The following is a 26,647-nucleotide window of genomic DNA, read 5'->3' as shown; positions in this document are numbered from 1 at the left end:
GGGGATAGTAAATAGAAAATTCAAGGGCGTAATTAAACTGGAATCGCGACCCTTAAGTGGCGGTCGCGATTAGTAGGGATTGATCAGTGGGTTGTTTCGTTACCGAACTGATCCACATCATTGGTGATCTCGACATCGACGTTAGCACTTGGGATCTTATAGTCGTAGACACGCTCCCAGCCTTCGGATTCAGGTGCGCGCTCCCAGACCGTGCCGGCATTGTACTCAAGCAGGGGTTCTAGAGAGGGGTCTATTTTCACGACTTTCTCTAAAGGCATGGGAATCATATTCACCTGTTCGTTGGCTAGAAACTCATCATCTTCATACCCAGTGAATAGTCGCCAGCCGGTGTCATTTAGATGCTCTGGCACGGTTTTGTACATAAAACGTACCGGCAACTTTTCATCAATCACTAAACGAGACATCAGTGTTAAAAAGCCATTTTTGGTCTGGTTGGTTTCACCTTGGTAGGGCTTGTTGTCATCGTTGCTCATAATGGATCCTAGTAGTCTGTTTTCTTTTTGAATTCACACAAATCTTCAATGTTACAGGCGCCACATCGAGGCTTTCTAGCGACGCAGACATAGCGGCCATGCAGTATCAACCAATGGTGGGCATCGATTAAATACTCCTTTGGCACAAGGCGCAGCAGTCGCTTCTCGACCTCTAATACATTTTTACCAGGGGCGATCCCAGTCCGGTTGGAGACACGGAATATATGGGTATCAACTGCCATGGTGGGTTGGCCAAAGGCGGTATTTAGAATTACATTGGCGGTCTTACGTCCAACACCCGGAAGCGCTTCAAGATCTTCTCGGTTGTCTGGAACCACTGAGTTATGAAGATCGACCAGCATATGGCAGGTCTTCATCAGATTCTCAGCCTTGGTATTGAATAGGCCGATGGTCTTAATTTTCTCTTTAAGCCCGTCAATGCCCAAGTCAATGATTGCTTGCGGTGTGTTGGCGATAGGGAATAGCTTACGAGTCGCTTTGTTCACTCCAACGTCAGTAGCCTGAGCCGATAGAAGTACGGCTGCCAGCAGCTCAAACGGCGAACTGTATTCAAGTTCGGTTGTTGGATGTGGATTGTCCGCTTTCAGTCGCTCGAAGATCTCGGTGCGTTTTTGTTTGTTCATCGCTTAGCCTGTTACGCGGACCCGCTTTGAACCCGTACTTACCGGAGCTTCGGTTGGCTCAGGGATTGGTTGTCGCTCTTTGATTCGCTGATCAATCAGGTTTTTCAGTGCGATCAAAAGGCCCAAACCTAGGAATGCGCCCGGCGGTAGAATGGCAAATAGGAAGTTAGGATAGTCATCTGCCAAAGTAATATGCCAGTTCGTTGCCATCTCTCCGAATAGAAGATCCATGTTGGCAAACAGAGCACCTGTGCCCAGTAGTTCACGCATCGCGCCAAGAATGACCAAGACCAGCATAAAACCAATCGACATAAAGAAGCCGTCGATAAACGACTCTTTGATCGCATTTCGAGAGGCAAAGGCATCGGCACGCCCCATAATCACACAGTTGGTGACGATGAGCGGAATGAAAATACCCAGAATGGTATAGAGCTCATAAGTGAAGGCTTGCATCAATAATTCGATGGCGGTGACAAAGGCGGCAATAATCATTACGAATATGGGTAGGCGAACCGTTTCAGGTGTTAGCTTGCGGAACAGTGATACCGTCAAGTTGCTGCCGGTCAGGACGACCAGTGTCGCCAATCCAAGTCCTAGCGCGTTAACCACCGAGTTGGTGACGGCGAGTAGCGGACAGAGTCCAAGTAGTTGAACCAGGGCTGGGTTGTTGGTCCAAAGCCCATTCTTAATCAGTGTCTGTGTTTCACTCTGCATAGCTCTTCTCACGATTCGCGGGTGACAATAACAGATTCTTGTGGGACTCAAAGTAGTCTAACGCAACGCTGGTTGCTTTGACGACAGCCCTGGGTGTGATCGTTGCACCGGTAAATTGATCAAACTGGCCGCCATCTTTTTTCACGGCCCAGTTTGAATCATCTTGACCCTGTCGACGAGTCCCTCTGAAGCTTTCTATCCAATCTGATTTAGCTCTATCGATTTTATCGCCAAGCCCTGGGGTCTCTTTGTGGGAGATGACTCGCACACCGGCAATGGAGCTGTCCGCATTGATTCCGACAATCAGATCGATGTCACCAGAGTAACCCTGAGAGGAGGTGACCGGTAAAATAACCCCCACTACCTGATTGTTTTGTATCGCTTGGTACCCAGTGATCCCAGTTTCGACGTTCAGCTGTCCTGCATCCAGTTCAATGCGATGGTCATACAGTTGTTCATCAATGCTCGCAGGGAAGATCTCATAGAGTGCCTTCGATTCAGCTTCACGAACGTTGGCATCAATACGATCGACCGTCGTCACTTGAGTAATGGCTATCACAGCGGCCGACAAAACGGCAAACAGACCAATACCAACCGCGCTCTTAGAGATGGATTGAGTGGTGGTAGGGTTCTCATTGATCTCCATACTCACTCTCCTTTAGGTCCAAGGCGTGCACGTTTATGGCCGTAACTACGCGGTTGGGTGTAGTGGTCGATCATGGGCGCCGCTAGATTCATTAGAAGTACCGAAAAAGCAACAGCATCAGGGTAGTTACCCCAGGTTCGAATAATGAAAATTAACAATCCGATACCCATACCAAAAACGATTCGTCCGCGGTTACTGGTAGCGGATGAGACCGGATCTGTAGCGATAAAAAACGCTGCTAACATGGTGGCGCCCAGTGTTAGGTGGTTAAACGGGTCAACAAAATTACTGGGATCGACACCATAAGCGATGGCACTCACAAAGCCTAAGGTGACAAGAATGCTGACAGGGGTATGCCAAGTGAATACCTTTTTGTAGATCAGGTAGATGCCACCCATAAACCATGCGGCCGAAAGGGCGTGATAGGCTGCGGCACCCTCAATCAAGGTTTGATTGCTGCGCCACATCTCTTCTGTCGTAAAACCATCACGGTTGCGCAGAATATCCAAAGGGGTCGCCCCGGTGTAGGCATCCATCATCTGTGATGATCCGGCAAAGATCAGTGACAGTGACTCCGATATAGCTGGAATGGACCAACCCTCACTGCCACTTAATACGTAGGGAAGGTTCCAACTGGTCATCTGAACCGGGAATGAGACCAGCAGTAGGGCGTAGGCGACCATGGCTGGATTAAAGGGATTATTACCAATGCCGCCATAAACCTGTTTAGCAAATAGAATCGCAACAAACATCCCAACAATACCGATCCAGAGCGGTGCTGAGGGCGGTATAGAGACTGCTAATAGAAGTGCCGTTACCGTGGCGGAATAATCACCTAGGTAGCGTGAAATGGGCAGTCCGCGCATCTTCAGAGCAAGCGCTTCAAACGCGAGCCCTGAGGCTAGGCAGATCGCAACCTGAATCAAAGTACCCCAACCGAAGAAGAGGGTCAGCGCGAGTATGCCTGGAATCATCGCCAGAATGACTAGCTGCATGACACCAGAGCTGGTATTGCTGCGGGTAACGTGGGGTGAACTCATCCGTATCAGTGACATCTGTTAATCCTACTCGTACGGTTTAAGTTGTGATTCAAGTTGAGCGAAATGACTTTTGGCTGACTCAAGATCGGTTTTCAGAGCTTCTTGCTCTGTCTCGTCATCACTCTTGCTGATCGCACGTTCAATCTTGGTTATGGCAACCTTCGCCATGGCAACATCAATGCGCAGCTGTTTAAGATCAATTCCTGCGCTCTGGGCCAGTTCAATCAGAGCATTGTCAGCATCAGTATGGGCTTTGCTTGCCTCTTCTAGGCGAGACTTCAACGCTTCGATTTCGCTTTCGTCTTTCTCTTCGGCGGCTTCTGCCTTCTTCAACTTGGTGCGCATGATCGAAACTTGCTGCTTCAGCGCTTTTAGATCCGGTTTAGCCTCTTTCGGTTCGCTCTTAGTTGGCGTTGATTGGACTGCTTCCGTTGTAGAGCTGTTCTGAAGGGCCTGTTCAGCCTCAGTCGCTGCCTGTTTAAGTTTATCGACAGTCGCTTGCAGAGTTTCAACGCCATCCAGACCTTTATCTTGGGCATTTTTGAGGGCGATTTCGGCTTTCTTCAATTTGGTTCTGGCAACGGCCGCAGCTGTTTTCAGTGCCGCTGTGTCATCTTGCGCAGTTTCACTGCTGGACTGTTTCTTACGTTCTGCTTGAGCTTTAGCCGCTTCAGCCGCGCGTGCTTTACGTCGTTCCGCTTTCTCGATTGCCTCGCGTTCTAGGCGAGCTTGTCTCGCTTCGAATCGCTCACGAGCATGGTCAGCTTTGCGTTGTTCAAGTTCCTCTGCACGGATCTCAGATTTGGTAAAACGGTAGAATTGCACCAGAGGAATGCTGCTAGGGCAGACGTAGGCGCAAGCTCCGCACTCTATACAGTCAAACAGGTTATGGTTTTTCGCCTTCTCAAACTCTTTGCCTTTTGCAAACCAGTAGAGCTGCTGCGGAAGCAGTTGTGCAGGGCAGGCCTGTTCACACATTCCACATCGGATACAGGGCTGTGCCGCAGGCGCTTCGGGCATCTCGCTATCGGTCGCCGCGATCAGACAGTTGGTTGTTTTGATGACCGGAATTGAATCGGTTTCTGCGGCAACCCCCATCATTGGACCGCCCATCACCAGACGATGCATGGCGCCCGGTTTTAGATCAGCCGCCGAAAGCAGTTCTGAAAAAGGTGTTCCGATCAGTGTCCAGAAGTTCCCAGGGTGCTCAACTGCCTCACCGGTTACCGTCACAATACGTTGTATTAATGGCTCCCCGTGATTGATCGCGCGATGCAGCGCCTGAGCCGTCCCAACGTTTTGCACCACAATGCCAATGTCAGCCGGTATTTTGCCACTCGGTACTTCTACACCGGTTAAAAGCTGAATCAATTGGCGTTCACCACCGGAAGGGTATTTGGTCGGAACCACGACGAGATCCACATCGATATCAGTTTCAGCGAGCGCCTCATTGAGGGCGCGAATCGCGTTGGGCTTGTTATCCTCTATACCAATTAGGGTATGAGTTGGCTCCAACAGATGCTGAATGATTTTAATACCTTCTAATATTTCAGAGGCGTGCTCACGCATCAGCATATCGTCAGCAGTAATGTAGGGCTCACACTCAGCCGCATTGATAATCAAGGTGGTGACAATGTGATCTGAACCCAAGTTCAATTTCACATCGGTTGGGAAGCCTGCACCACCCATACCTGCAATACCCATTTGGCGAATCTGGTTAACCAGTGCAGAACGCTCTATGCCCTTATAATCAATTGCCTGATGTTCAATCCACTGATCTAGGCCATCTGATTCAATCACAATACATTCAGCGGTTAGACCCGACGCGTGCGGCACGGGTTGTGCTTCGATCGCGGTAACGGTGCCGGAGGTTGGTGCATGCAACGACGCACTAATACGACCTACGGGTTCAGCGATGATTTGTCCTTTAAGTACTTTATCTCCAACAGAGACAACAGGGTCAGCGGCTAGGCCAAGGTGTTGCTGGGTTGGAATGACCAAGCTTTTAGGAATGGGCATGGTCCGCACTGAAGCGCGAGTAGACTGCTTCTTATTTTCTGGCGGGTGAATGCCGCCGTGAAAACTGAATACCTTCACGATGGATTCTCCTCAAAGCGAGGCTGTCTATCCGTCGCAATCAGATTATTGGTTTGAGGTGGTTCTGGCCACTTCCAGTTCAGTGTTGTCGTCGCCACTGGCAACATATCAATACAGTCGACAGGACAGGGCTCAACACAGAGATCACAACCGGTACACTCATCGACAATGACGGTGTGCATCTGTTTTGCTGCACCTAAAATGGCATCGACTGGGCAGGCTTGAATACACTTAGTACAGCCAATGCACTCATCTTCACGAATGTAAGCGATCTTGCGAACATCCTCGACCCCGTGCTCTGAGTCCAGAGGAATAGAATCAACGTTAAGCAACTCGGCCAATTGGTCAATGGTGGTCTGCCCACCAGGTGGACACTTATTGATCGCTTCACCTGCTGCGATACCTTCAGCGTAAGGGCGGCAGCCAGGGTGACCACATTGGCCACATTGAGTTTGTGGTAACAGGGCGTCAATTTGATCAACAATCGGGTCACCCTCCACTTTGAAGCGGACGGCTGCGAAGCCAAGAATGACACCAAAAATCAGTGCCAGAATGGCGAGAACAAGAATGGCTAGTGCAACGCTACTCATGCAGCCACCTTAGAACTGAACCAGGCCAGCAAAGCCCATGAAGGCGAGTGACATAAGGCCAGCCGTAATCATACCGATGGCTGGACCTTTAAAGGCAACTGGCACCTCAGCAACAGCAATGCGCTCACGCAGCGCCGAGAAAAGAATCAGTGCCAACGAAAAGCCAACTGCAGCACCAAAACCATAACCAATGGATTCGATAAAGTCGTTCTGTTTGCGAATGTTCAACAGTGCTACACCCAATACCGCACAGTTGGTGGTAATCAGTGGCAGGAAGATACCCAGTAGCTTGTAGAGCAGTGGACTGGTTTTATGTACGACCATCTCCGTGAACTGCACAACCACAGCGATCACGAGAATGAAACTGACCGTCTGTAGATAGATCAGATCAAATGGCAGTAGCAGATAGGTGTAGACCAAGTAGCTGCAGACAGAAGAGAGCGTCAGTACGAAGGTGGTCGCGAGCGACATCCCCATGGCGGTCTCTAGCTTGTTGGATACCCCCATGAAGGGGCACAAGCCTAGAAATTGAACCAGTACAAAGTTATTCACCAGTACGGTACTGATTAAAATTAATAGAAACTCAGTCATCGTCTATCGCTATGGCGTTGAAAGCAAAAAGAAGCTTAATAAAAACGGTTTAGAGTGTACCCTAAACCGCCTCTATAACCCAGTATCAACGGTTGTTTCAGGTCAATTAGACGTCGCTAAAGTAACTTTAGTTCAGTCAGTGACTGCAGAATCAAATCTACCTGTTTTTCGGTCGGTAGGGTGATATCGAGATAAACCTCAGCGTTTGCATGCGGTCCAATGACAATATCACTTCCATCCTCGATAGTACTGAGAACAACGAGTCCTGCCTCTTTTAACAGTACTGCATCGTCTAGTCGGCTGCTCACCGCCGGTAGAAGGCCTCTATCGAAGAGACGTTTCTCCAGAGTGAACAGCACCGAATTTGTGACATTCGGTAGTCCAACAATCAGAGCGTTATGGCCTAGGCGACGAGCTCGAAGGCTAGCATCAACCACCGTTTCAGAGTGTATTTCGTTGTTCTCAATCGGCTGCTCAGCGTCAACCATCATGCCCGCGGCAATGGTTCTATTGGTTAAGCGGTCAATAACAACAAAGGATCCGGTCGAACCATTTTCTAGGTAGGGATCCATCTGAATCGCGCGATCGAGTTGCAGACTGACTTCTGCAATCTCATTAAGCGTCAATGAATCTGCAGGCAAGGCCTCTTGGCTATTCACATCCACTTTGAAATGAATATCAGTGACTCGACCAGAGGATTTCGCTGCTGTTGTTTTAATGAGAAGGTTGTTGCCTACCTTAAGGGGAGATTGGTCCATCCAGATCAGTTTGGCTCTAAAGGCGTTAATGGGCTCGACCTCATCATTCGCCAGCACCAGAGTGTCACCTCGTGAGATATCGATTTCATCTTCAAGCGTCAGCGTGACGGCCATCGGAGCGAAAGCACGTTCAAGATTCCCATCCATCGTAACGATCGATTTAACCTTGGATTGCTTATTACTGGGAAGGACTTTGACCTCTTGACCTACCTCTATGGAGCCTGATGCGATGGTTCCTGCATAGCCACGGAAGTTTAAGTTAGGGCGACTGACATACTGTACGGGGTAGCGAAAAGCCTCAGACGTTGCACGTCCAGTATCTACATCCTCTAGCAACTCCATAAGGGTTGGACCTGAGTACCAGGGAGTGTTGATGGATGGATCGACAACATTATCACCCTGCAGTGCAGATATAGGGCAGAAGTGAATATCAGATAAGCCCAGTTTATCGGCCAAAGCGAGATACTCTGCCTGAATCTCGTTAAAACGATTCTGATCGAACTCTACGAGATCCATTTTGTTGATCGCGACGACAATGTGTTTAATACCCAGTAGGGAAACGATGTAGCTGTGGCGACGTGTCTGTGTCTGAACGCCGTATCGGGCATCGACCAGAATAATCGCCAAATCCGCTGTTGATGCGCCGGTCGCCATGTTTCGTGTGTACTGCTCATGACCGGGTGTGTCGGCAATGATGAACTTACGTTTTGCAGTAGAGAAATAACGATAAGCGACATCAATGGTGATGCCTTGTTCACGCTCGGCCTGAAGGCCATCGACCAACAGCGCTAGATCAGGTTGATCGCCGGTTGTGCCAACACGCTTACTCTCTTTATTGATGGCAGCAAGTTGGTCCTCATAGATCATTTTAGAGTCGTGAAGCAGGCGGCCAATCAAAGTGGACTTGCCGTCATCGACGCTGCCACAGGTGATAAAACGGAGCAGCTCTTTATTCTCGTGCTGCTCAAGGTATGCGTTAATATCACTGGCAATAAGGGATGATTGATGACTCATAATATCTATCCTAGAAATATCCTTCGATTTTCTTCTGTTCCATGGACCCTGCACCGTCATGGTCTATAGCGCGGCCCTGCCTTTCAGAGGTGGTAGCCAATAGCATCTCTTGAATGATCTCAGGCAGTGTTGTGGCTGTAGATTCAACGGCGCCCGTTAATGGATAGCAGCCTAGGGTTCTAAAACGGACCGATTTTTGTTCAGGTACTTCACCGTCATTAAGTGGTAAACGCTCATCATCGACCATGATGGTCATGCCATCTCTCTGAACCACTGGACGCGGCTTAGAAAAGTAAAGTGGTACTAAAGAAATATTCTCTAAGTATATGTATTGCCAGATATCTAGCTCTGTCCAGTTCGATAAAGGAAAGACACGAATGCTCTCGCCTTTATTGATCTCAGTGTTGTAGATATTCCACAGCTCTGGCCTCTGGTTTTTTGGATCCCAACGGTGGTTTTGGTCCCTAAATGAGAAGACGCGTTCCTTGGCGCGAGACGCCTCTTCATCACGACGAGCACCCCCAAATGCGGCATCAAACTGATACTTATTTAGAGCCTGCTTAAGGCCTTGAGTCTTCATGATGTCAGTATGTTTTGCGGACCCATGGACAAAGGGGTTGATGTTCATATCGACGCCCTCCTGATTGATATGAACCAACAGCTCCATACCCGCATCTTTTGCCATCTGATCTCTAAACTCGATCATCTCTCGGAATTTCCAAGTGGTATCGACATGAAGCAGTGGAAAAGGAGGATTGCCAGGGTAAAAAGCCTTACGGGCTAAGTGCAGCATGACTGATGAATCTTTACCGATAGAGTAGAGCATAACAGGGTTATTAAACTCAGCAGCCACTTCACGAATGATGTGAATGCTCTCTGCTTCAAGCTGTTTGAGATGGGTCAAACGATCCGAGCTAATAAGATTCATAGCGCCTCCTTAATTTCGAAAACGCATTATGCATACCAATTTATATAACCCAAAAGAATATATAAAAATTAAGATAGCAGTTTTGGTTATATAAAAATTATCATCTATAAATATTAGCTATATAACTGATTCGGATAATATTACGACTAAATATTATTTTGAGTTATATAGAAAGGTATATATATTCCATTTCGTAATTTATATTCTTATCTTTATAACGGAGCAACCACATGGAATTTGGATACTCTTTTGCTGGCCTTTTGGTTGGTTTCGTTATTGGTTTAACCGGTATAGGTGGTGGCGCGTTGATGACGCCTATATTAATTGTCGGTTTTGGTGTGCCTTTAATAGTGGCTGTGAGTACGGATCTTCTATACGCCGCATTTACTAAAGCGGGTGGCATCATTAATTACGCAAAGAGACAGTTGGTCGAGTGGCGTGTAGCGGCACTGCTGTTGTTGGGGAGTTTGCCAAGCTCATTTTTGACGCTGATTCTTCTCAGTCAGGTTGATTCGGTGGCAACTCTCGAATCAACCATCAACTTAACGCTTGGGATCTCTCTGTTACTCACCTCTATTGCAGTCTTCTTTCGTGAGGCAATTCGTCGTTTTTCAGACAAGCAGTCCGATACGACTTTTGCGCAAACACTTGTAAAGTTGCGTCCCTATCTAACGGTGCTATGTGGTCTCTTTTTGGGTGGGTTGGTCACACTTTCATCAGTAGGGGCAGGTGCGCTAGGAACCGCCATGCTGATCTTGCTCTATCCGCGTTTTTCAATGGGTACGATCGTTGGAACGGACTTAGTCCATGCCGTCGTGCTCACGGCTTTCTCAGGGTTTGGTCACATGCAGATGGGTACAGTGGATTTGGAGCTTTTGGCCTACCTATTAGTGGGCTCACTGCCCGGGGTTTGGTTAGGCAGTCGATTAGGGGCGAATCTATCTCCTAAATTGATGCAGCCGATTATCGGCAGTCTGTTAATGGCGATAGGTATCCGTTTCGTTTTAGCGGTTTAAAAGAATATTTCAGTAAAGGGTTAGGGTAGACGATGTATATCTATAACGACGTTGATCAAAAGATCGTTGATGAGCGTGTTGAACAGTATCGCGATCAAACCAAGCGGTACCTAGAAGGGAACTTGAGTGATGACGAGTTTCTAGCACTCCGTCTGATGAATGGTCTCTATATCCAGAGACAGGCACCTATGCTTAGGGTAGCTATTCCCTATGGAACGATGACCTCGACTCAGTTAAGAGCTTTGGCTGCGATCTCTAGAAAATATGACAGAGGCTATGGTCACTTTACGACGCGTACCAATATTCAATTTAACTGGCCAAAACTTGAAGAGGTGCCTGATATTTTGACGGATCTCGCTAAGGTTCAACTGCATGCGATCCAGACTTCAGGCAACTGTATTCGAAATACGACCACTGATCACTTTGCTGGCGTTTCCGCAACTGAAGTTTCGGATCCTAGGCCATGGTGTGAGCTGATTCGTCAGTGGTCGACTCTGCATCCTGAATTTGCCTATCTTCCACGAAAATTTAAGATCGCTATTACCTCAGGGCCAGAAGACCGTGCAGCTACTCAAGTTCATGACGTTGGCTTGCACCTCATCAAGAACGCTCAGGGCGAGCTAGGCTTCGAGGTATTAGTTGGCGGTGGTTTAGGGCGTACACCGAAGATAGGTAAAGTGATTCGTCAGTTCTTACCCGCTAATGAGGTGATCTCTTACTTGGAGGCAATCCTGAGGGTTTATAACTTAAAGGGGCGTCGTGATAACAAGTATAAAGCTCGAATCAAGATATTAGTTGATGCGCTGGGTGCTGATGCGTTTCGTGATCTTGTCGAAGAGGAGTGGCTGCATCTCAAAGGGAGTGATTTGCAAATTACTCAAGAGGAGATTGAACGGGTCAGTGACTTTTTCACGCCACATGACTACAACACTGAAGCTGCTGCTGACACGACATTGGATCACTATCTAGAGACCAATTCAGAGTTTAAACATTGGTATCAGAGAAATACACATCAGCACAAAGTGCCTGGCTATCGTGCAGTGACTGTCTCCCTTAAGCCGCAGTTGGGAGCGCCGGGGGATATCACAGCCTTGCAGATGGATCTGGTGGCAGAGTTGGCGGATCGTTACTCCTTTGGACAGATACGCTCAACGCATCATCAAAATCTTCTATTGGCCGATGTTGAACAGAGAAACTTGTACTCCGTTTGGCTAGCGCTCAGTGATGCAAATTTAGCTCGTGCCAATATCGGTACGTTAACCGATATGATTGTCTGCCCTGGGTTTGATTTCTGTTCTTTGGCCAATGCAAAAACCCTGAACATTGCTCAGCAGATTAATGATGCCTTTGATGATGTTGATTATCTGCATGATCTTGGTGATATACGCCTCAATATGTCGGGATGTATTAATGCCTGTGCCCATCACCATGTGGGCCATATCGGTATCCTAGGTGTCGATAAGAAGGGTGAGGATTGGTATCAAATCACACTGGGTGGATCGAGCGAAGCCGATGCATCACTGGGTAAAGTGCTGGGACGAGCTGTCGCTGCTGATGAGGTGGCCGATACGTTAAAACGTCTTCTAGAAACCTATGTGGAACTACGAAAGGGTGATGAGCTGTTTATCGATTGCGTGCGCCGACTAGGTGTTGAGCCGTTTAAGGAGAGAGTCTATGCCGTTGCTTAAGCATAAAACCTTAGTCAGTGATGATCCTTGGGTTTTTCAGGAAGAGTTTTCAGACGTTACAGAGTCATCCATCGTTGTGCCATTCACTCAGCTTCTTCAGCAAGTGACGATTGCACAACCTCAGGAACGATTGGGCGTCAGACTCAGCAGTGAGGAGTCACTGGATGATCTGATTCCACGTTTAAATCAGGTATCGCTGGTTGAAATCTATTTTGAAGCGCTACGCGACGGTAGAGGCTTCAGTTTTGCTCGCCTGTTACGTCGTGAAGGTTTCCAGGGTGAGATACGTGCCAGCGGTGAGGTGAGCCGTGATCGACTGGATTATCTCTATCGGTGTGGCTTTGACTCAGTGCTGTTGCAGGCTCCGATCGATGCTGAACAAGCCCAAACAGCCTATCAAGAAATTTCCGTGCACTATCAGGCTGATGCGCGAAACGACCAACCCATCTATAGGCAGACATTATGAGCTTAGATATTAAAAAGGCTAATCAACAACTCGCCGGTGCAACCCCTCAAGCGATTGTCGAGTGGGCACTAGAGCAGGGTGATAACCCGATTATTACGACCAATTTTCGTCCCTATGAGTCGGTCATTCTGCATCTAGTGACCTCCATTAAACCGGATATTAAAGTGCTTTGGGTTGACTCAGGTTACAACACCTCGGCGACCTACCGCTTCGCCGAAAAGCTAATCCAAGACCTAAATCTGAATGTGATTACCTATGTGCCAGCACAAACAGCAGCGCATCGTAATGTGGTCATGGGTGGCATCCCTGACGTGGATAGCCCACTGCATGAAACCTTTACACAGCAGGTCAAAATCGAGCCATTTCAGCGGGCTCTTACTGATCTGAAGCCGGACGTCTGGTTTAACGCCATTCGAAAAGATCAGACTGAGTTTAGACAGTCACTGGACGTCTTAAGCCAATCAAAAGATGGTGTGCTGAAGGTGGCGCCACTGTTTGAGCTGACAGAGGCTCAACTTGAGTCCTATCTGCTAGAACACAATTTGCCGAATGAGCATGACTATTTTGATCCAACTAAAGCGCTAGAGACCCGTGAGTGCGGGCTTCATACGCAACTGTAGAGCCACTCTTATGGAATATTTACCGCTCTTTTTTGATCTTAAAAACCGACCTGTTCTACTGGTAGGTGGCGGCGACGTGGCTTTGCGTAAAGCACGGCTATTAACACGTGCTGGCGCGCTCATTCATCTTATAGCACCAGAGGTGTGTGAAGAGGTGAAAATGCTGGTTGAGCAGAAGGGTGGTCAGGTTGAGCTAGGTAAGTATCGTAAATCTCTACTGCAAGGCAGAGTCTTGGTCGTCGCCGCGACCGATTATCAGTCGCTCAATGAGTCGATCTCTTTTGACGCGCGTTCTGCTAATGTTCCGGTCAACGTTGTAGACAGTCCTGCACTCTGTACGTTTATCTTTCCGGCTATTGTCGATCGATCCCCAATCGTTGTCGGTATCTCTTCGGCGGGTAAAGCACCGGTCTTAGCGAGAAATCTTCGAGCACGACTGGAGACTCTCATCCCTCAAGGCTATGCCGACTTAGGTGCATTGGTGGGACGGTTTAGACAGCAGGTGAAACAGAAATTTTCCACCGTTGATGGTCGTCGCCTATTTTGGGAGAAGATACTGTCAGGCCCTGTCGCCGAAAAGGTATTTGCAGAACAGCAAGATGAGGCTGAGCAGTTACTTAGGTCAGCGATTGAAGCGGCCGAAGATAAAGCACCAATGGGTGAAGTCTATCTGGTCGGCGCAGGGCCAGGGGATCCTGAACTACTGACCTTTAAAGCACTGCGTTTGATGCAGCAGGCCGATGTGGTGTTGTATGACGCCTTGGTCTCACCGGAGGTGGTGGATCTTTGTCGTCGAGATGCCGATTTAATCTTTGTGGGTAAACGCCGTGATCAACATACCTTGCCACAAGAGGGGATTAACGAGCTGCTAGTCAAACATGCGAAACAGGGTAAGCGAGTGGTCCGCCTAAAAGGGGGGGATCCGTTCATCTTCGGCCGTGGCGGTGAAGAGCTTCAAACCTTGTCAGAGCAGGGAGTGCCTTTTCAGGTAGTGCCAGGCATTACAGCGGCCAGTGCCTGCAGTAGTTACTCGGGTATTCCTTTAACTCACCGCGATTTTGCTCAATCCGTTCGATTTGTAACCGGGCAGTTAAAGAGCCGACAAGCAGAATTAGATTTCTCAGATCTATTAGCTACGAATGAGACGCTGGTCTTCTATATGGGATTGCACACTTTGCCAGAAATCTCTGCGGGATTGATGGGTGCGGGTCGTTCAGCCTCTACACCGGTCGCCATTGTCTCTCGTGGTACCTGTAAGGATCAAAGAGTGTTAACCGGTACACTATCGACAATATCCGATCTACAAGAGAGTGCCCAACTTCCCGCGCCATCCATCATCATCGTCGGCGAGGTGGTTAAGCTTCACTCAGAACTGGCCTGGTTTGGTGAGGTTCATCAAGAGGCTAATCATGCTTTAGAGCAGGTACAGCAACTTTCCGCTTAATAGTTTGTAGGTTGGCATGGCTTTTGCTTAACCCACAGTAGATAGGCATCAAAGTTAATGATGCTCGAAACTGTTTAGGTTAGGTGTTGGATTATTCATGCTGAACTATTGTTTTTATTTATGCGTCGCGTTTTGCAAATATTTTGCAAAAGCTAAATCCCAGTTGTTGTTCTCTCTACTGATCTCAATCCCATTAACAGCGACTTCGGCGTCCCATAAGCCAGTGGATCCTAATCGGATAATGATTCTGTTTACTGGCCACGAACAGATCCCTTTTCAGCAAGAGGTTTTTCAGGGATTTATTGATGAGCAGTATCAGCTGCTGTTTGATCAATCTGAGTTATTCAAAAAAGAGGTTTACATCCACCGATTGGATGCTTTCAGAAGTGAGCCGGATTACCTTCGTCACAATATCGATTCCCTTTATAAAAATTACCCTAAACTACCCGCGACGATCATCGCCGAAGGCAATTTTGCCCTGCGAGTCGCTCAGGGTCTCTCCAGTAAGCAACCCAATGCAATTGACGTTGTTAGTGTTAACACCAACATGTCTGCACTTCCCGGTTTTTCGAAAGGGGAGCTGTTTGATCTAGAGAAAACGCTGGATTCAATCCCAAGGCTATTTCCAAACATCAAAGAGTTGGTTGTTCTTGCCCCAGCCTCACGTAGAGTAGAGGTTGAAGATCTATGGGATTTTAACTTTGCTGATCAGTTTGATTTAACCCTACTTGATGAGTCGTTAAGTTTTGATGAGACCCTATCCAGATTAAAACAGCTTCCTGCAGATCGAGTCATTTTATGGGTAGGGCGTGGTGCTGGTTCGGTCTCGGATGATGGATTGCCGGTACAGCTAATTAAACCGATCGTTGATCTTGATGTAGCCCCTTTGATATCGATGCAGAGTTCAAGCCTTAAGGCCGGTGGTTTAGGTGGCTATATGACCCTTTCTAAAGAGCTGGGTCAAAAGATAGCACTATTGGCTTATGGTCAATCTGAAGGTTATGAACCACCTAAAAAGCGCTTCATTCTAGATTACAACGAGCTAGAGCGTTGGCAGGCTGATACGTCCAATCTTAAGGGGCCAGTCACAATCATCAATGAGCCTCTCTCTATATTTACCGAGAGACACGTTCAGACATACATCGGCTTACTCTTATTGATTGTTGCACTGTTGTCAGCTCTGTTTGCCTGGTGGATTTGGCGTCAGTTAACCGTTCGAAATCGTCAGCTATCCAAGATAGAGGCTCTAGACAGACAACTCCATTTAGCATTAACCACCTCTAAATTAGCGCTAATAGAGGAGAACGTTAATCATCAGACGGCTCATTGGATAATTGAACCCCCTAATGAGAATGTTGCTCCATTGGTCGGTAAGGCTAGATTAAATGCTACTGAGCCTAGATATCGCAATCAAATTACAGAAGCGCTTACTCAAATAGGATCGGTCGTTGAGTACCCGCTCTTCATAGAGGCGTTGAATAGAACTAAATGGGTTAGAAATTCGACGATTGCGGAGCACACCAATGCAAAGGGTGAACTGATTCGAATTCAGCTGTCACAGGATGTAACGGATATTAAAGAGAAGGAGCTGGCACTTGCAGAGTCGGTCTAACGGACTGAAAAAGTACTGCAGCAGCTTAACGATGTTTCTGAATATGGTGATATAGGACTCTTTCACAGTGACTTGATTAACGGTGTCGTAACGGCGAATGATGTCTTTAGATCCCTTTATGATCTCCCTAAAGATCAGTATCCAACAATTACTCAAGAGGATATCAACACACGTATCGCTGCGGATAGTGGAGAGGATCAGCTTAAAAATCGACTCCTCAATTGGCAATCAAACAACTTTCAAAAGATTCAGAGAGAGTTGTTACTCCCCTCTGGAGAGAGGCGTTACCTTGAGTTGAATGCCCGCCCTGAAGTGAAAGAGGGTGTGTTGCAGGGGTTTAGCGGCGCAGTCATCAATCGTACAGATGATGTTCTGCTAAGGCATCAACTGGAGGTTACGCTTACTGAGCGCAGCCTCGCTGTTAAACGGTTAGAAGAGACGCTGCAAAAACAGAAACAGATGTTTGCTGTTATTGGTCATGAACTTCGAACACCGGCTGCGGCACTGAATATGATGTTGGAAGCGGACAATGCGGCGATTACAGAGTCACTTGGTGATATTCGCTCTACCAGTCAGCATCTGCTAGCGGTATTGGATGATTTACGATCGGTGGTTGAACCAGAACTGATTCAAGAGAGAGAGCTCTCTAATGCTCGTCCTATAGAGATAGTAGAGCGATCACTGACACCACTTAAAACGATGCTCGATAATCAACAGATTCGATGCTCGGTTAAATCGAATGATATGGCAGGTCATCAATTCAATCTCGATCAGCGGGGTATTCGACAGGTTTTAACCAACTTGGTTAAGAATTCCGTTGTGCACGGGCAAGGAGGTATGGTTCAAGTTCAGGTCGAAGTAATTACTCCTTCATCAGCCGATGAGGGGGCTATGCATCAGCTTCGTATCTCTGTTGAAGATGATGGTCGTGGTATTCCTACCTCTCAGTATGAGTCGATTTTTGAACCCTTTGAAAGAGGCGATACAGATGCGGATGGAACCGGATTAGGGCTCTCAATCTGTCGTGAGATCATTCAAGCGAATGGCGGAACTCTGAATGTAAAAGAGAGTGAGGCGCTAGGAGGTGCTTGCTTCACAATCAATATGCCGGTTGAGCCTAAGCAGTCAGCAACCCCGGATGAGACAGCATCGATGGTTTCACTCGAGGGATTGAGTGTTTTGATGGCAGAAGACAATTTGATGCTCAGAAAGCTTAGTGAAAACTTACTGCAAAAATTGGGGGCTAACCCTGTTCTTGTGGAAAATGGCCAACTGGCTCTAGATCTGTTTAATGAACAGAAATGGGATCTGATCATAACGGATATCTTTATGCCGGAGATGAACGGTTATGAGTTGGTCGAAGCGATTCGTGCGACAGGAAGTGATGTGAAGGTGTTAGGAGTAACCGCCGCAACGGTCGGTAACGAACGAGATCTGTTGTTAAAGGCTGGCGCTGATGTCGTTATGGGTAAACCGATCACCTCTGAATCTTTGCAAAACGCTCTGTTGCAGTTACAGCTAAGGGTGTGATTAGATCTAGGCTCTAATCTTTATTGAGTGCGATTGGCTTGTCTCACTGGTTTGTTTACGTCGTTCGTTGTTCCGATAAAACCCTCTATACAGGGGTAACCACGGATCCCACTAGACGACTCCGTCAACACAATGGTGAACTGGTTGGGGGCGCTAAATACACACGAGCTAGACGACCTGTGGAGCTTATCTGGCATGAGCAACATGCAGATCGTTCAAGTGCCACGCAGCGCGAATACGCAATTAAGCGGATGACTTTACAGCAAAAAACTCAATTAATAGGGTCGTGTCAGTTAGGATGATCTTAGCTAACTGAATGGAATTTTTTTCAGTTGAACTCCAGACCCATGGGTCTAAACTGAATAGTGAAAAGTCTGAAGCTGATATCCAGCAGTTGGCTTGCCTGGCCCGGGTTTGAAGGGTATTACGAGTCGAAATATTGCTTTCGGCCAAGCGGGCGGCAACTCACTGTTTAGAAGTTATGGTTAACAGTAAGAGTGTCGCCCGTTTTCATTCCGCGTTAAACAAAATAGCTACCTAAAAGATAACTGCTCAGGTAACCAACTAAAAATGCAATCGATAGATAGACGACGTAACGTGCATAGCTTCCGAAATTTAGGATATCCACTTTAGACATTGCAACGATGCCGGCTGCTGACCCAATTGCCAGCAGCGAACCCCCAACACCCACAGAATAGGTTAAGGATAACCAGTCGGCTTTTGACATCTCTACTCCAGATTTGAGCAGTGCCGCTGTCAAAGGTACGTTATCGACAAAGGCTGAGAAGACACCCATCGCAAAGTTTGCAACGGTGATGGGTAGGACCTGATAGATGCCTACTAAACTGTCTAGGGTTCCAATCTCTTTGAGCATCCCCACCAATAACAAAATACCCAAAAAGAACATCAATGTATCGAACTCGATGCGTCTAACGTAGTCCAACAGGTTTTCACGAGTGTCCTCTTCGTAGAGAAAACGGCCCAGCAGAAACATGGTGGATAGTCCAAAAAGGAAGGTCAAAACCGGTGGGATGCCCGCAACAATATTGAGAATAATGGTCGAAATAATGGTTGCTAGAAATATAACTGCAATGACTTTACCGACCTTGTCGTCCTTGCGTGGGGTAGGGGTAATAATCACCTGACCTACCAAGGGTTTAGAGAGCATGGCCGCTAACAGCATGGTGCTTACGAAGGCTGGTACTGAAAGTAGCAGTAGGTCAGTAATCTCTACCTTGCCGGCTAGAAATACCATTAATGTGGTCACATCGCCGGTAATCAGCGATACACCACCAGAGTTGACTGCAAATACAACCAGCACAGAGAGTCTAAGGGTTTTTCGTCTCTCTAAACCTAGCGATAGTACCAAGGCAATGGAGACCAGGGTGGCTGTGATGTTGTCACAAAGACTTGAAAAGACAAAGGAGAAGATGCCGACCAGAAAGATGAGTTTGCGTTCACTGATTTGACTGGGCAGTAGTCTATATATAAGCGTCTCAATCAGTCCTTGATGGTTTAAAAAGGCGACAAAGGTCATCGCGGACATTAAAAATAGCCAAAGCCCTGCGATATCTAAAAGGTTTTCATTGAGCATACCCCTGAGTTGCTCAGGCGTAACACCTTGTTCAGGAAACAGGAAGATCAATATCCAAGAGAGCGTGCCTAGAAACAGAGTCGATTTCGCTTTGTTCAGATGAATTACCTCTTCAAACACAATGGCTAACAGTGCAATCAGAGCAAAAGCGATGAGAGTGTAGTGGAGCATAGATAATCCTTATCAGATATTGGCAAAGCTGTGCCTCTAAAGGATCGTCAGTTTACTACTTTAGTTGGATTTGATTATTAATAAATCAACGTATTAGGTCGGTTTTTAAGACTGGTTTTGCATAAGCTTATAGTTGGGTAAAGGAGGATACTCAGCCCCTTAGGCTGAGTATCGGATACCGTTAGGCTTTTTCTGCGCGTGGTTTGCGATTGCCTTTAGGTTTGCTGTTGCGGTCGCGCGGTGGTCCTTTACGACGCGTTGGTTTACCTGACATCTCATCCTGCCATGGGCGAATCGACAACTGTTTGCCGCAGACACGAGCATCAGCAATTTTCTTCAATTGTGCATGCTTAAGATCATTTGGAAGATCAATCGTTGAGAAGTTCTCACTGATGCTGATTCGTCCAATCAGATCGCTGCTGATATTCGCTTCGTTTGCGATCGCACCGACGATGTTACCCGGCTTAACGCCTTGTTGGTGGCCAACGCCGATCCAGTAACGGGTCTTACCTTCGTCTGCACCAGAGTCACGACGAGGTTTACGATCACCTCTTTCACCGCGCTCGCCACGATCAGAGCGTTCACGACGTGGGCGCTCTTTAAAGCTGGGCTCTTTCTCATCAAGATAGAAGGGCTTATCTTTGTAGATAAGCTGAAGTGCAGCAGCGGCCAGGGCAGAGGCTGTGATACCGCTCTCTGTCACTAGTTCAGTGATCAGGTTATGGAAGTCAGCCGTCTGTGGTTTATCAATCGCATTAACAAGACGCTCTTTTAGGCGCTGTGAACGCAATTGGTTCAGAGCTTTAGCATCGGGAAGTTCAAGTGTTTCAAGTGTTGAACGCGTGTGGCGTTCAATCGACTTAAGCAAGCGGCGCTCACGATGAGTCACAAAAAGAACCGCATCACCTTGACGACCTGCACGTCCTGTACGACCAATTCGGTGTACGTAAGACTCAACATCGTAAGGGATATCGAAGTTAATAACGTGGCTAATACGCTCAACATCAAGACCGCGTGCTACGACATCGGTCGCCACGACAACATCAAGTTTGCCAGACTTTAGACGGCCTACAACGCGTTCACGTTGTGCTTGCTGAATGTCACCGTGCAGTGCAGCTGCATAGAAGCCTGCCTGAATAAGCTGTTCTGATAGCTCTTCAGTCGCTGTCTTAGTTCTAACAAAGATCAGTGCTGCGTCGTGCTCATGCATTTCGAGTAGGCGAGTTAACGCTTGGAACTTAGAGAGGCCACGAACTTCCCAAACGCGCTGGCGAATGGTGCTGGCTGTCTCAGTCTTGCTTTGAATCTTTACGTGCACAGGGTTTTGTAGGTAACGCTCAGTGATCGTTTTAATTTCACGTGGCATCGTCGCCGAGAAGAGTGCGATCTGACGAGTAGGTGGCGTGTGTTCAAGCACCCACTCTACATCGTCAATAAAACCCATGCGTAACATCTCATCCGCCTCATCCAGTACCAAACACTTTAGTTTGTCTAGGCTAAGAGTGCCGCGACGAACATGGTCCATGACACGGCCTGGTGTACCAATAATGACATGCACACCCTTACGTAGAGAGCGAAGTTGTGTGTCGTAACCCTGTCCACCATAGATTGATAGTGTACGTAGACCAGGGATGTACTTAGAGTACTTTTCGCAGGCTTCAGCTACCTGAATGGCGAGTTCGCGAGTTGGAGCAAGTACCAATACCTGTGGGTGGATCTTGCTAGTATCGACGTTCTGTAGAAGCGGCAGAGCGAAGGCGGCTGTTTTACCAGTACCCGTTTGCGCTTGCCCTAGAATATCACGGCCATCAAGAAGGGCTGGAATAGCGCCGGCTTGGATAGGAGAAGGTGTTTCATAGCCTACGTCAGAGAGTGCGTCGAGAATAGGCGTGCTTAAGCCAAGATCACTAAATGTGATCGGCTGATCAGTATCAGACATCAGATTTCCTGCTTTTAGGGGATCCCGTTACCCGCGGCCCATAAGTCAAAAGCAGGTGGAGGATCGTTGAAAGAGGCGCAAATTATACAGACTTTAGGCTAATAAGCCAGCTGTTTATTTTTTAAACAACAAAAAGGCCCGCCATGAAAGCGGGCCTGAACATTATGTGCTAGGCATCTCTAGCCCTTTAGAGACAAAGTCAAAGGACTTCATTCGCTCAATATAAGCGGCCACATTGGGGTATTGATCAGGTTCTATTTTTTGAAATTCAAAGCGATTTGCCCATGGAAAGATTGCGAAGTCAGCAATCGACAGTTGATCACAAACAAAGTCGCGTCCTTCCAATTGTTTATCCAGAACACCCCAAAGACGATGCGCCTCTTTGCAGTAGCGATCAACCGCGTAGGGGATAGGTTCCGGTGCAAATTTATTGAAGTGATGTGCCTGTCCAAGCATAGGTCCAAATCCACCCATCTGCCACATTAGCCACTGCATCACTTGCCAGTAGGCTTTAGGTTCTGTGGGCATAAACTGGCCACTTTTCTCGGCGAGATAGAGCAGGATAGCACCGGTTTCAAATAGGGAGATAGCCTCGCCATTAGGACCATCATGATCAACGATGGCGGGTATCTTATTGTTGGGACTGATGGCTAGAAATTCAGGTTTGAACTGTTCATCGTTAAGAATATCGACTCTATGGAGTTGATATTCGAAACCACAGGCTTCAAGCATGATTCGGATCTTATGGCCGTTTGGTGTGCCCCAGGTGTAGAAATCGATCATCTGATTAGCCTCGTGTGAAGTGTTGGTAAATTTTAATCAGCTCCTCTTCACTATAACTAACAATCACCAACTGTTGACCGGGTTTAATCAGGTCTGGATCCTGACCCAGCATTCCCTGTTGGTAGTTGTAAATGTAGATGTCGTTCACCTTAGAGTAGAGGAACTCGCCTAAGAAAGAGGAGCGTTGATTCTCAAGCACTTCGTCAGCAAGTTCTGGAATCTCTGCGATGAGCGTTTGTCCGTTCTCACCACTGAGCTTGATCCCTTCACGGAAGGTGTTGGTAAGGCCACGCTGCAATATGCCCCAGAGCCCTTGCATGTCGTTGGGGGTTACCGCATGAATGTAGAAGACACTGCCGGCAGCGATGTCGGGATTAGATAGAAGCTCTTTAAGACGAATTTTGTCTCCGGGTGACAGTGTTTTGGTATTGATAACATTGTCTTCAGAGATGAGTTTCATCATCTGATCAGGCTTCACCGATTCATTGCTGACGAGTGGCTGCTTCACAACAAGGGTTGAGGTTTGTACACCCTGGGTTTGAGCCTCATCAGCGGCCTCCATAGCTGTCTGAATGGTCTCTACTTGAGCGGCCTCACTCTTCATGTTGGGTAGTTCTAGCAGTTGATCACCGGTAACAAAGTTATTCGCTTGTTTAATATCGAGCGCTTCATCTTTGGTCTCTTCGGTCAGTGTTTTAATGACCTTTTTGGCCGCTTTTTCTGTCTCTGCAAGGGGCTGTTGTGAGGGGGTGCTTTGTGGTTGCACACTTTCGCCGGTTTGGGAGTCAGTGGATATTTCCGGTTTGTTCAGGAAAAGGTAAGTCGATACTGCAATGATAATCAGAATAAGAGCGATAATGACGCGTTGCATAGTGGTGTGTCCTTAACAGGCGACTGATTCGAATCAGGGTTGTTATTCGTTATTACAGCAACAATAATCACTTTATTGACCGGTTTAAAGTCTTTCTGCCGGTTTTGAGGTAATGAGTGTGTCTGATCAAGAGATTACAAACGATTTCACATCGTTAATGCTAGGTGAAGGAGTTAAACCGATTAAGGCAGAGGCTAAGGTCTCTGCGCGCGAGCACTTAAGACGTGGTGATATGCAGGCTCTTGAACAGCGTCGACGTGAGGCCGAAGGGGTTGATGAGCGCTTTCGATTTACTGACAATCAACTGTTGAACCCCTTGGACCCTGTCGAGTGGAAACGCGATGGCGTTCAAGAGGGGGTCTATCGCAATCTCCGTTTGGGTAAATACACTGTCGATGCGCGCCTTGATTTGATTAACAGAACGCTCTCTGAGGCCTGTGAAGAGGTGCCTAATTTTGTAAAGGAGTGTTACCGATTGGGTCTACGCACAGTCATGATTACCCATGGACGTGGCAAGCATCTGCAGGCACCTCAGAACAAGATGAAAAGTGCACTGACACTCTGGCTGCCAAACATTGATGAGGTGTTAGCCTTTCATAGCTGTCAGCCCCAGCATGGGGGTCTTGCAGCGATCTATCTGTTGTTACGTAAGAATGAAGAGCAGCGCCTCGCCAATCTAGAGCGTCATCGATAGTGGCCATCAACGATCGAAAACTGGTTTGGCTTCAGTGTGAGTCAGAAGTAGAGGCAGGTCAGGCGATCAATCAGCTTAAGGATCAACTCCCTCTCAACTCTATGAAAGGGTTGTTAGTCGGTCAGTCGCAAGAGGGTTTTAGTTCGATTAGAGCCGATCGATTAGCGACAGAGCTTGGTCAATCCATTGACTACCTTATCTTCAATGCTTTTGACGGCTTCACACCTAATGCTCTGGCCCAAGGGGCGGGCCTTGTTCGGGCTCCTGGTGTACTGATTTTGATCACTCCTAAAGCGTCTGTTTGGCCCAATTATGCTGATCCGTTTTTACAAGCCTTGGGGCAGTCTGAAAGTTATTATTCAAACTACATACAATTATTAATCAATAGTTTAAATCATAGTAGTAATATTATTTGTGATATTGACGCCGTCGAGCTCAATAGTACAACTAGCACTCAATTATCTGAATCAATAGCCCTAACTGCTGACCAACAGGCTGTGGTGGATAACCTGCTTGATGACTGGTCTCTATCGACCTCTACCAGAGTTATTACAGCAGACAGAGGTCGCGGCAAATCCTCAGCTTTGGGCCATGCGTTAAAACAGTCTGATTGGGAGTCCAATCAGGTCATTGTGACGGCACCGGATAAGCGCGCCGTTTACTCTCTCTATCAGCAGAGCGATGAGTTTCAGCCGCGCTTCCTCCATCCTGCTGAAGCCTTACAGGAGCTGCGTACCAACCCCGATATTCGACTGTTGGTGATTGATGAAGCCGCCGCGATTGCAACGCCTCTGCTTGATCAACTGGTTGAAATTGCCAATCATCTAGCAGTCTCGACAACGGTTAATGGCTATGAAGGATTTGGGCGTGGTTTCTCTCTTCGTTTTCTACAACGTTTGGGTCTACAGCGAGAGGGTGTTAACTACTCCCAGCTGGCTGAACCGGTTCGATGGTCTCAAGGGGATCAGCTTGAAGAGACGATCAATGAACTGCTGTTTCTGACTGAAGGCGAGCCGTCTAAGGCGTTCTCAGGCTTTGATGACTGCGTGTATGGTTTAGAACTCGATGGCCTTGTTAGCCATCCTGATCGATTACAGGCGATCTATCAGCTTCTACACCTAGCTCACTACCGAACCTCACCCAACGACCTACGAGTTCTACTCGACTCCCCAGGGCAATCTATTTTCGTGACAGTGCAGGGCGGAGTGTTGGTTGGTGTTGCGTGGATTTCAGAAGAGGGTGAGCTGTCTGCTGAGCTCTCTGAGGCGATCGCTCAGGGTGTTCGACGGCCAAATGGCAATCTACTTCCGCAAACACTCATATTCTCTGAGGGTATGGTCACACTAGGTACCAAGCGCTTCTGGCGAATTGCACGTATTGCGGTCGTGCCAGATTTCAGAAGATCAGGCATTGCCGCAGCTATGCTCCGTTCTATTGAAGCGAAAGCGATTGCGTCTCAGATCGACTTCATGGGAGCTAGCTTTGCTGGATACCAAGAGGTGTGGCAGTTTTGGAACGCTTCTGGCTACAGAGCGATTCGTATGGGCGATCGTATCGATCCGGTGGCGGGTGAGCCCGCATTGCTGGTTATGAAAGCGTTAAACGCCAACGCCACAGACGATATTCAGTTTCTATGCGAGCAGGCAGTTTCTCGTTATCAATTTGAGATTGAGAGAGAGTTGAGGTCGGCAATGCCAGTTGGTTTTGAGGCTCTACCTAAAACGCTTGAGCAGAGAGCTTTATCGTCTCATCAGATTGACTCTTTAAAGCGCTTTGCTCAGGGCAGTGCGCCACTCACACTAGTAAGACCTTGGATTGAGTTGTTAGATAAGGGGGTTGCGCATAACGAGGTTGGTCACCTTGAACTTAAACCGAACAAGCATCAACTCAAGGCTTTACGACATAGGGTGTCCCAGTTCATCGACTAGGGTCACTTTATCCCCAAGAGAGACCTTTCCAGGCTTTACCAAGCTAATATTTTGGCCAAAGTTGATCTCCCCATTCGGTCCAGAGTGAATTGCCTGCAGTGTGCGGAGCGGTTCCTGATGGCTATCTTTCAATCCAGTGATGGGATCGCGTGTGACTAAAACACAGCGTTCGCATGGCTTGCGACGTTCAAATATGGCCTCTCCGATTTGAAACCGACTCCAGCTATCTTCAATCCAGGGTATTGAACTGTCGATGACAAGGTTAGGTCTAAATCGAGCCATTTCAAACAGCCCGCCTGATGCATGGTTAAGTGCATCCAGTGAGGCGGTATTGGTCAGTAGAATAGGGTAACCATCACTGAGTATTGGGCCCCACTCATAGCGCTTTTCTGCAAGTTCTGTTGCCTGACTGTCGTTAAACACTAGGCAGACTTTGCGTTCGAACAGGGAATCCAGCGTCTTATTATTGAGCCTGATTCGTTGTACTGAGGTAATCCGACTCCAAACAGTGACGCTGAGTCTCTCCGATGAGCTGAAATCACCCTTCGCAATCATCTTGTTTTTGTAGAGGATAGAGAGAGTCTGACCGTCTGACTCGATGTTCAGATCCAGCAGAATCGGATCTTTTCTAGCTGTTATAAACCGCCCATCCTCTTCCGCTAGCATGAAACGACGGTCGCCAACGATCCCTTTAGTTTCTATGTTCGCTTGCTCTAAATGCACGGCCTGACCCGACTTGATCGGGTAGCGGATGATGTCGACGAGTTTCATCTCT

General features: G+C 47.7%; 25 protein-coding genes. 10 read left to right on the top strand and 15 right to left on the bottom strand.

Translation table 11 applies throughout. The features are described from left to right. Positions 1 to 83: 83 nt before the first annotated feature. From XMD530_RS03760 to cysD, 10 genes are all read right to left on the bottom strand, one after another. A complete protein-coding gene (locus XMD530_RS03760) occupies positions 84 to 494 on the bottom strand; it encodes a DUF2185 domain-containing protein (RefSeq protein WP_173506757.1) in 411 nt (136 codons plus the stop codon). An 8-nt stretch (positions 495 to 502) separates the two neighbouring features. Next, positions 503 to 1,138, bottom strand: a complete 636-nt coding sequence (nth, locus tag XMD530_RS03755; protein WP_173506756.1) for an endonuclease III — start codon at positions 1,136 to 1,138, stop codon at positions 503 to 505. 3 nt (positions 1,139 to 1,141) lie between these two features. Beyond that, on the bottom strand, positions 1,142 to 1,852 hold the full coding sequence (locus tag XMD530_RS03750) for an electron transport complex subunit E (protein WP_173480849.1): 711 nt from the start codon (positions 1,850 to 1,852) through the stop codon (positions 1,142 to 1,144). After that, positions 1,842 to 2,498, bottom strand: a complete 657-nt coding sequence (rsxG, locus tag XMD530_RS03745; RefSeq protein WP_173506755.1) for an electron transport complex subunit RsxG — start codon at positions 2,496 to 2,498, stop codon at positions 1,842 to 1,844. The genes XMD530_RS03750 and rsxG overlap by 11 nt, the downstream gene beginning before the upstream one ends. Before the next feature lie 2 nt (positions 2,499 to 2,500). Next, on the bottom strand, positions 2,501 to 3,553 hold the full coding sequence (locus XMD530_RS03740; protein ID WP_173506754.1) for an RnfABCDGE type electron transport complex subunit D: 1,053 nt from the start codon (positions 3,551 to 3,553) through the stop codon (positions 2,501 to 2,503). A 9-nt stretch (positions 3,554 to 3,562) separates the two neighbouring features. After that, a complete protein-coding gene (gene rsxC / locus XMD530_RS03735; protein ID WP_371731700.1) occupies positions 3,563 to 5,635 on the bottom strand; it encodes an electron transport complex subunit RsxC in 2,073 nt (690 codons plus the stop codon). Continuing rightward, positions 5,632 to 6,225, bottom strand: a complete 594-nt coding sequence (gene rsxB, locus XMD530_RS03730; protein WP_173482437.1) for an electron transport complex subunit RsxB — start codon at positions 6,223 to 6,225, stop codon at positions 5,632 to 5,634. Before rsxB ends, rsxC begins: the two co-directional genes overlap by 4 nt. A gap of 9 nt (positions 6,226 to 6,234) precedes the next feature. After that, positions 6,235 to 6,816 (bottom strand): electron transport complex subunit RsxA, encoded by a 582-nt coding sequence (gene rsxA / locus XMD530_RS03725; protein ID WP_173480853.1) that lies wholly within the window; start codon positions 6,814 to 6,816, stop codon positions 6,235 to 6,237. Positions 6,817 to 6,932: 116 nt separating this feature from the next. Further along, a complete protein-coding gene (cysN, locus tag XMD530_RS03720) occupies positions 6,933 to 8,588 on the bottom strand; it encodes a sulfate adenylyltransferase subunit CysN (protein WP_173480854.1) in 1,656 nt (551 codons plus the stop codon). Between the two features lie 10 nt (positions 8,589 to 8,598). Beyond that, the gene (cysD, locus tag XMD530_RS03715; RefSeq protein WP_173480855.1) at positions 8,599 to 9,516 is read right to left on the bottom strand and encodes a sulfate adenylyltransferase subunit CysD; all 918 of its coding nucleotides are present in this window, start codon (positions 9,514 to 9,516) and stop codon (positions 8,599 to 8,601) included. A 230-nt stretch (positions 9,517 to 9,746) separates the two neighbouring features. Here cysD and XMD530_RS03710 point away from each other — a divergent pair, with 230 nt between their 5' ends. The 8 genes from XMD530_RS03710 to XMD530_RS03675 all read left to right on the top strand — a co-directional run bounded on the left by XMD530_RS03710 (position 9,747) and on the right by XMD530_RS03675 (position 18,194). Next, positions 9,747 to 10,532, top strand: coding sequence for a sulfite exporter TauE/SafE family protein (locus tag XMD530_RS03710; protein WP_173480856.1), 786 nt, complete (start codon positions 9,747 to 9,749; stop codon positions 10,530 to 10,532). A gap of 32 nt (positions 10,533 to 10,564) precedes the next feature. After that, positions 10,565 to 12,220 (top strand): nitrite/sulfite reductase, encoded by a 1,656-nt coding sequence (locus XMD530_RS03705; RefSeq protein ID WP_173506753.1) that lies wholly within the window; start codon positions 10,565 to 10,567, stop codon positions 12,218 to 12,220. After that, positions 12,207 to 12,686: a DUF934 domain-containing protein gene (locus XMD530_RS03700; protein ID WP_173484492.1), complete on the top strand. Its 480-nt coding sequence runs from the start codon at positions 12,207 to 12,209 to the stop codon at positions 12,684 to 12,686. Before XMD530_RS03705 ends, XMD530_RS03700 begins: the two co-directional genes overlap by 14 nt. Further along, complete coding sequence (locus XMD530_RS03695; RefSeq protein ID WP_173480859.1) at positions 12,683 to 13,306, top strand: phosphoadenosine phosphosulfate reductase family protein; 624 nt, start codon at positions 12,683 to 12,685, stop codon at positions 13,304 to 13,306. Before XMD530_RS03700 ends, XMD530_RS03695 begins: the two co-directional genes overlap by 4 nt. Before the next feature lie 10 nt (positions 13,307 to 13,316). Beyond that, the gene (gene cysG, locus XMD530_RS03690) at positions 13,317 to 14,750 is read left to right on the top strand and encodes a siroheme synthase CysG (RefSeq protein WP_173480860.1); all 1,434 of its coding nucleotides are present in this window, start codon (positions 13,317 to 13,319) and stop codon (positions 14,748 to 14,750) included. 241 nt (positions 14,751 to 14,991) lie between these two features. Next, positions 14,992 to 16,362: a hypothetical protein gene (locus XMD530_RS03685; RefSeq protein WP_173506752.1), complete on the top strand. Its 1,371-nt coding sequence runs from the start codon at positions 14,992 to 14,994 to the stop codon at positions 16,360 to 16,362. Between the two features lie 72 nt (positions 16,363 to 16,434). Continuing rightward, entirely contained in the window at positions 16,435 to 17,892 is a 1,458-nt protein-coding gene (locus XMD530_RS03680) for a hybrid sensor histidine kinase/response regulator (RefSeq protein WP_173506751.1), read from the top strand. Between the two features lie 23 nt (positions 17,893 to 17,915). Further along, the gene (locus tag XMD530_RS03675; protein ID WP_371731695.1) at positions 17,916 to 18,194 is read left to right on the top strand and encodes a GIY-YIG nuclease family protein; all 279 of its coding nucleotides are present in this window, start codon (positions 17,916 to 17,918) and stop codon (positions 18,192 to 18,194) included. 218 nt (positions 18,195 to 18,412) lie between these two features. Here the strand turns inward: XMD530_RS03675 and nhaD are convergent, their stop codons facing one another. From nhaD to XMD530_RS03655, 4 genes are all read right to left on the bottom strand, one after another. Beyond that, positions 18,413 to 19,657 (bottom strand): sodium:proton antiporter NhaD, encoded by a 1,245-nt coding sequence (gene nhaD, locus XMD530_RS03670; RefSeq protein WP_173506750.1) that lies wholly within the window; start codon positions 19,655 to 19,657, stop codon positions 18,413 to 18,415. Between the two features lie 181 nt (positions 19,658 to 19,838). Continuing rightward, positions 19,839 to 21,596 carry a DEAD/DEAH box helicase gene (locus XMD530_RS03665; RefSeq protein ID WP_173480864.1) on the bottom strand — a complete coding sequence of 586 codons (1,758 nt, stop codon included), beginning with the start codon at positions 21,594 to 21,596 and terminating at the stop codon, positions 19,839 to 19,841. A 162-nt stretch (positions 21,597 to 21,758) separates the two neighbouring features. Then, entirely contained in the window at positions 21,759 to 22,379 is a 621-nt protein-coding gene (locus XMD530_RS03660; protein ID WP_173480865.1) for a glutathione S-transferase family protein, read from the bottom strand. A 4-nt stretch (positions 22,380 to 22,383) separates the two neighbouring features. Next, positions 22,384 to 23,250 carry a hypothetical protein gene (locus XMD530_RS03655; RefSeq protein ID WP_173480866.1) on the bottom strand — a complete coding sequence of 289 codons (867 nt, stop codon included), beginning with the start codon at positions 23,248 to 23,250 and terminating at the stop codon, positions 22,384 to 22,386. Between the two features lie 118 nt (positions 23,251 to 23,368). Here XMD530_RS03655 and smrA point away from each other — a divergent pair, with 118 nt between their 5' ends. Both smrA and XMD530_RS03645 read left to right on the top strand, forming a co-directional pair. Continuing rightward, the gene (smrA, locus tag XMD530_RS03650; RefSeq protein WP_217363561.1) at positions 23,369 to 23,944 is read left to right on the top strand and encodes a DNA endonuclease SmrA; all 576 of its coding nucleotides are present in this window, start codon (positions 23,369 to 23,371) and stop codon (positions 23,942 to 23,944) included. Then, entirely contained in the window at positions 23,944 to 25,872 is a 1,929-nt protein-coding gene (locus XMD530_RS03645; RefSeq protein ID WP_173506749.1) for a GNAT family N-acetyltransferase, read from the top strand. The genes smrA and XMD530_RS03645 overlap by 1 nt, the downstream gene beginning before the upstream one ends. Here the strand turns inward: XMD530_RS03645 and XMD530_RS03640 are convergent. Next, the gene (locus XMD530_RS03640; RefSeq protein WP_173480869.1) at positions 25,840 to 26,643 is read right to left on the bottom strand and encodes an MOSC domain-containing protein; all 804 of its coding nucleotides are present in this window, start codon (positions 26,641 to 26,643) and stop codon (positions 25,840 to 25,842) included. The genes XMD530_RS03645 and XMD530_RS03640 overlap by 33 nt on opposite strands. Positions 26,644 to 26,647: the final 4 nt, after the last annotated feature.

This window comes from Marinobacterium sp. xm-d-530 (assembly GCF_013283365.1).
Taxonomy (GTDB): domain Bacteria; phylum Pseudomonadota; class Gammaproteobacteria; order Pseudomonadales; family Balneatricaceae; genus Marinobacterium_E.
The sequence above is the reverse complement of the archived record's forward strand: the minus strand, read 5'-3'. Positions and strand labels throughout refer to the sequence as shown.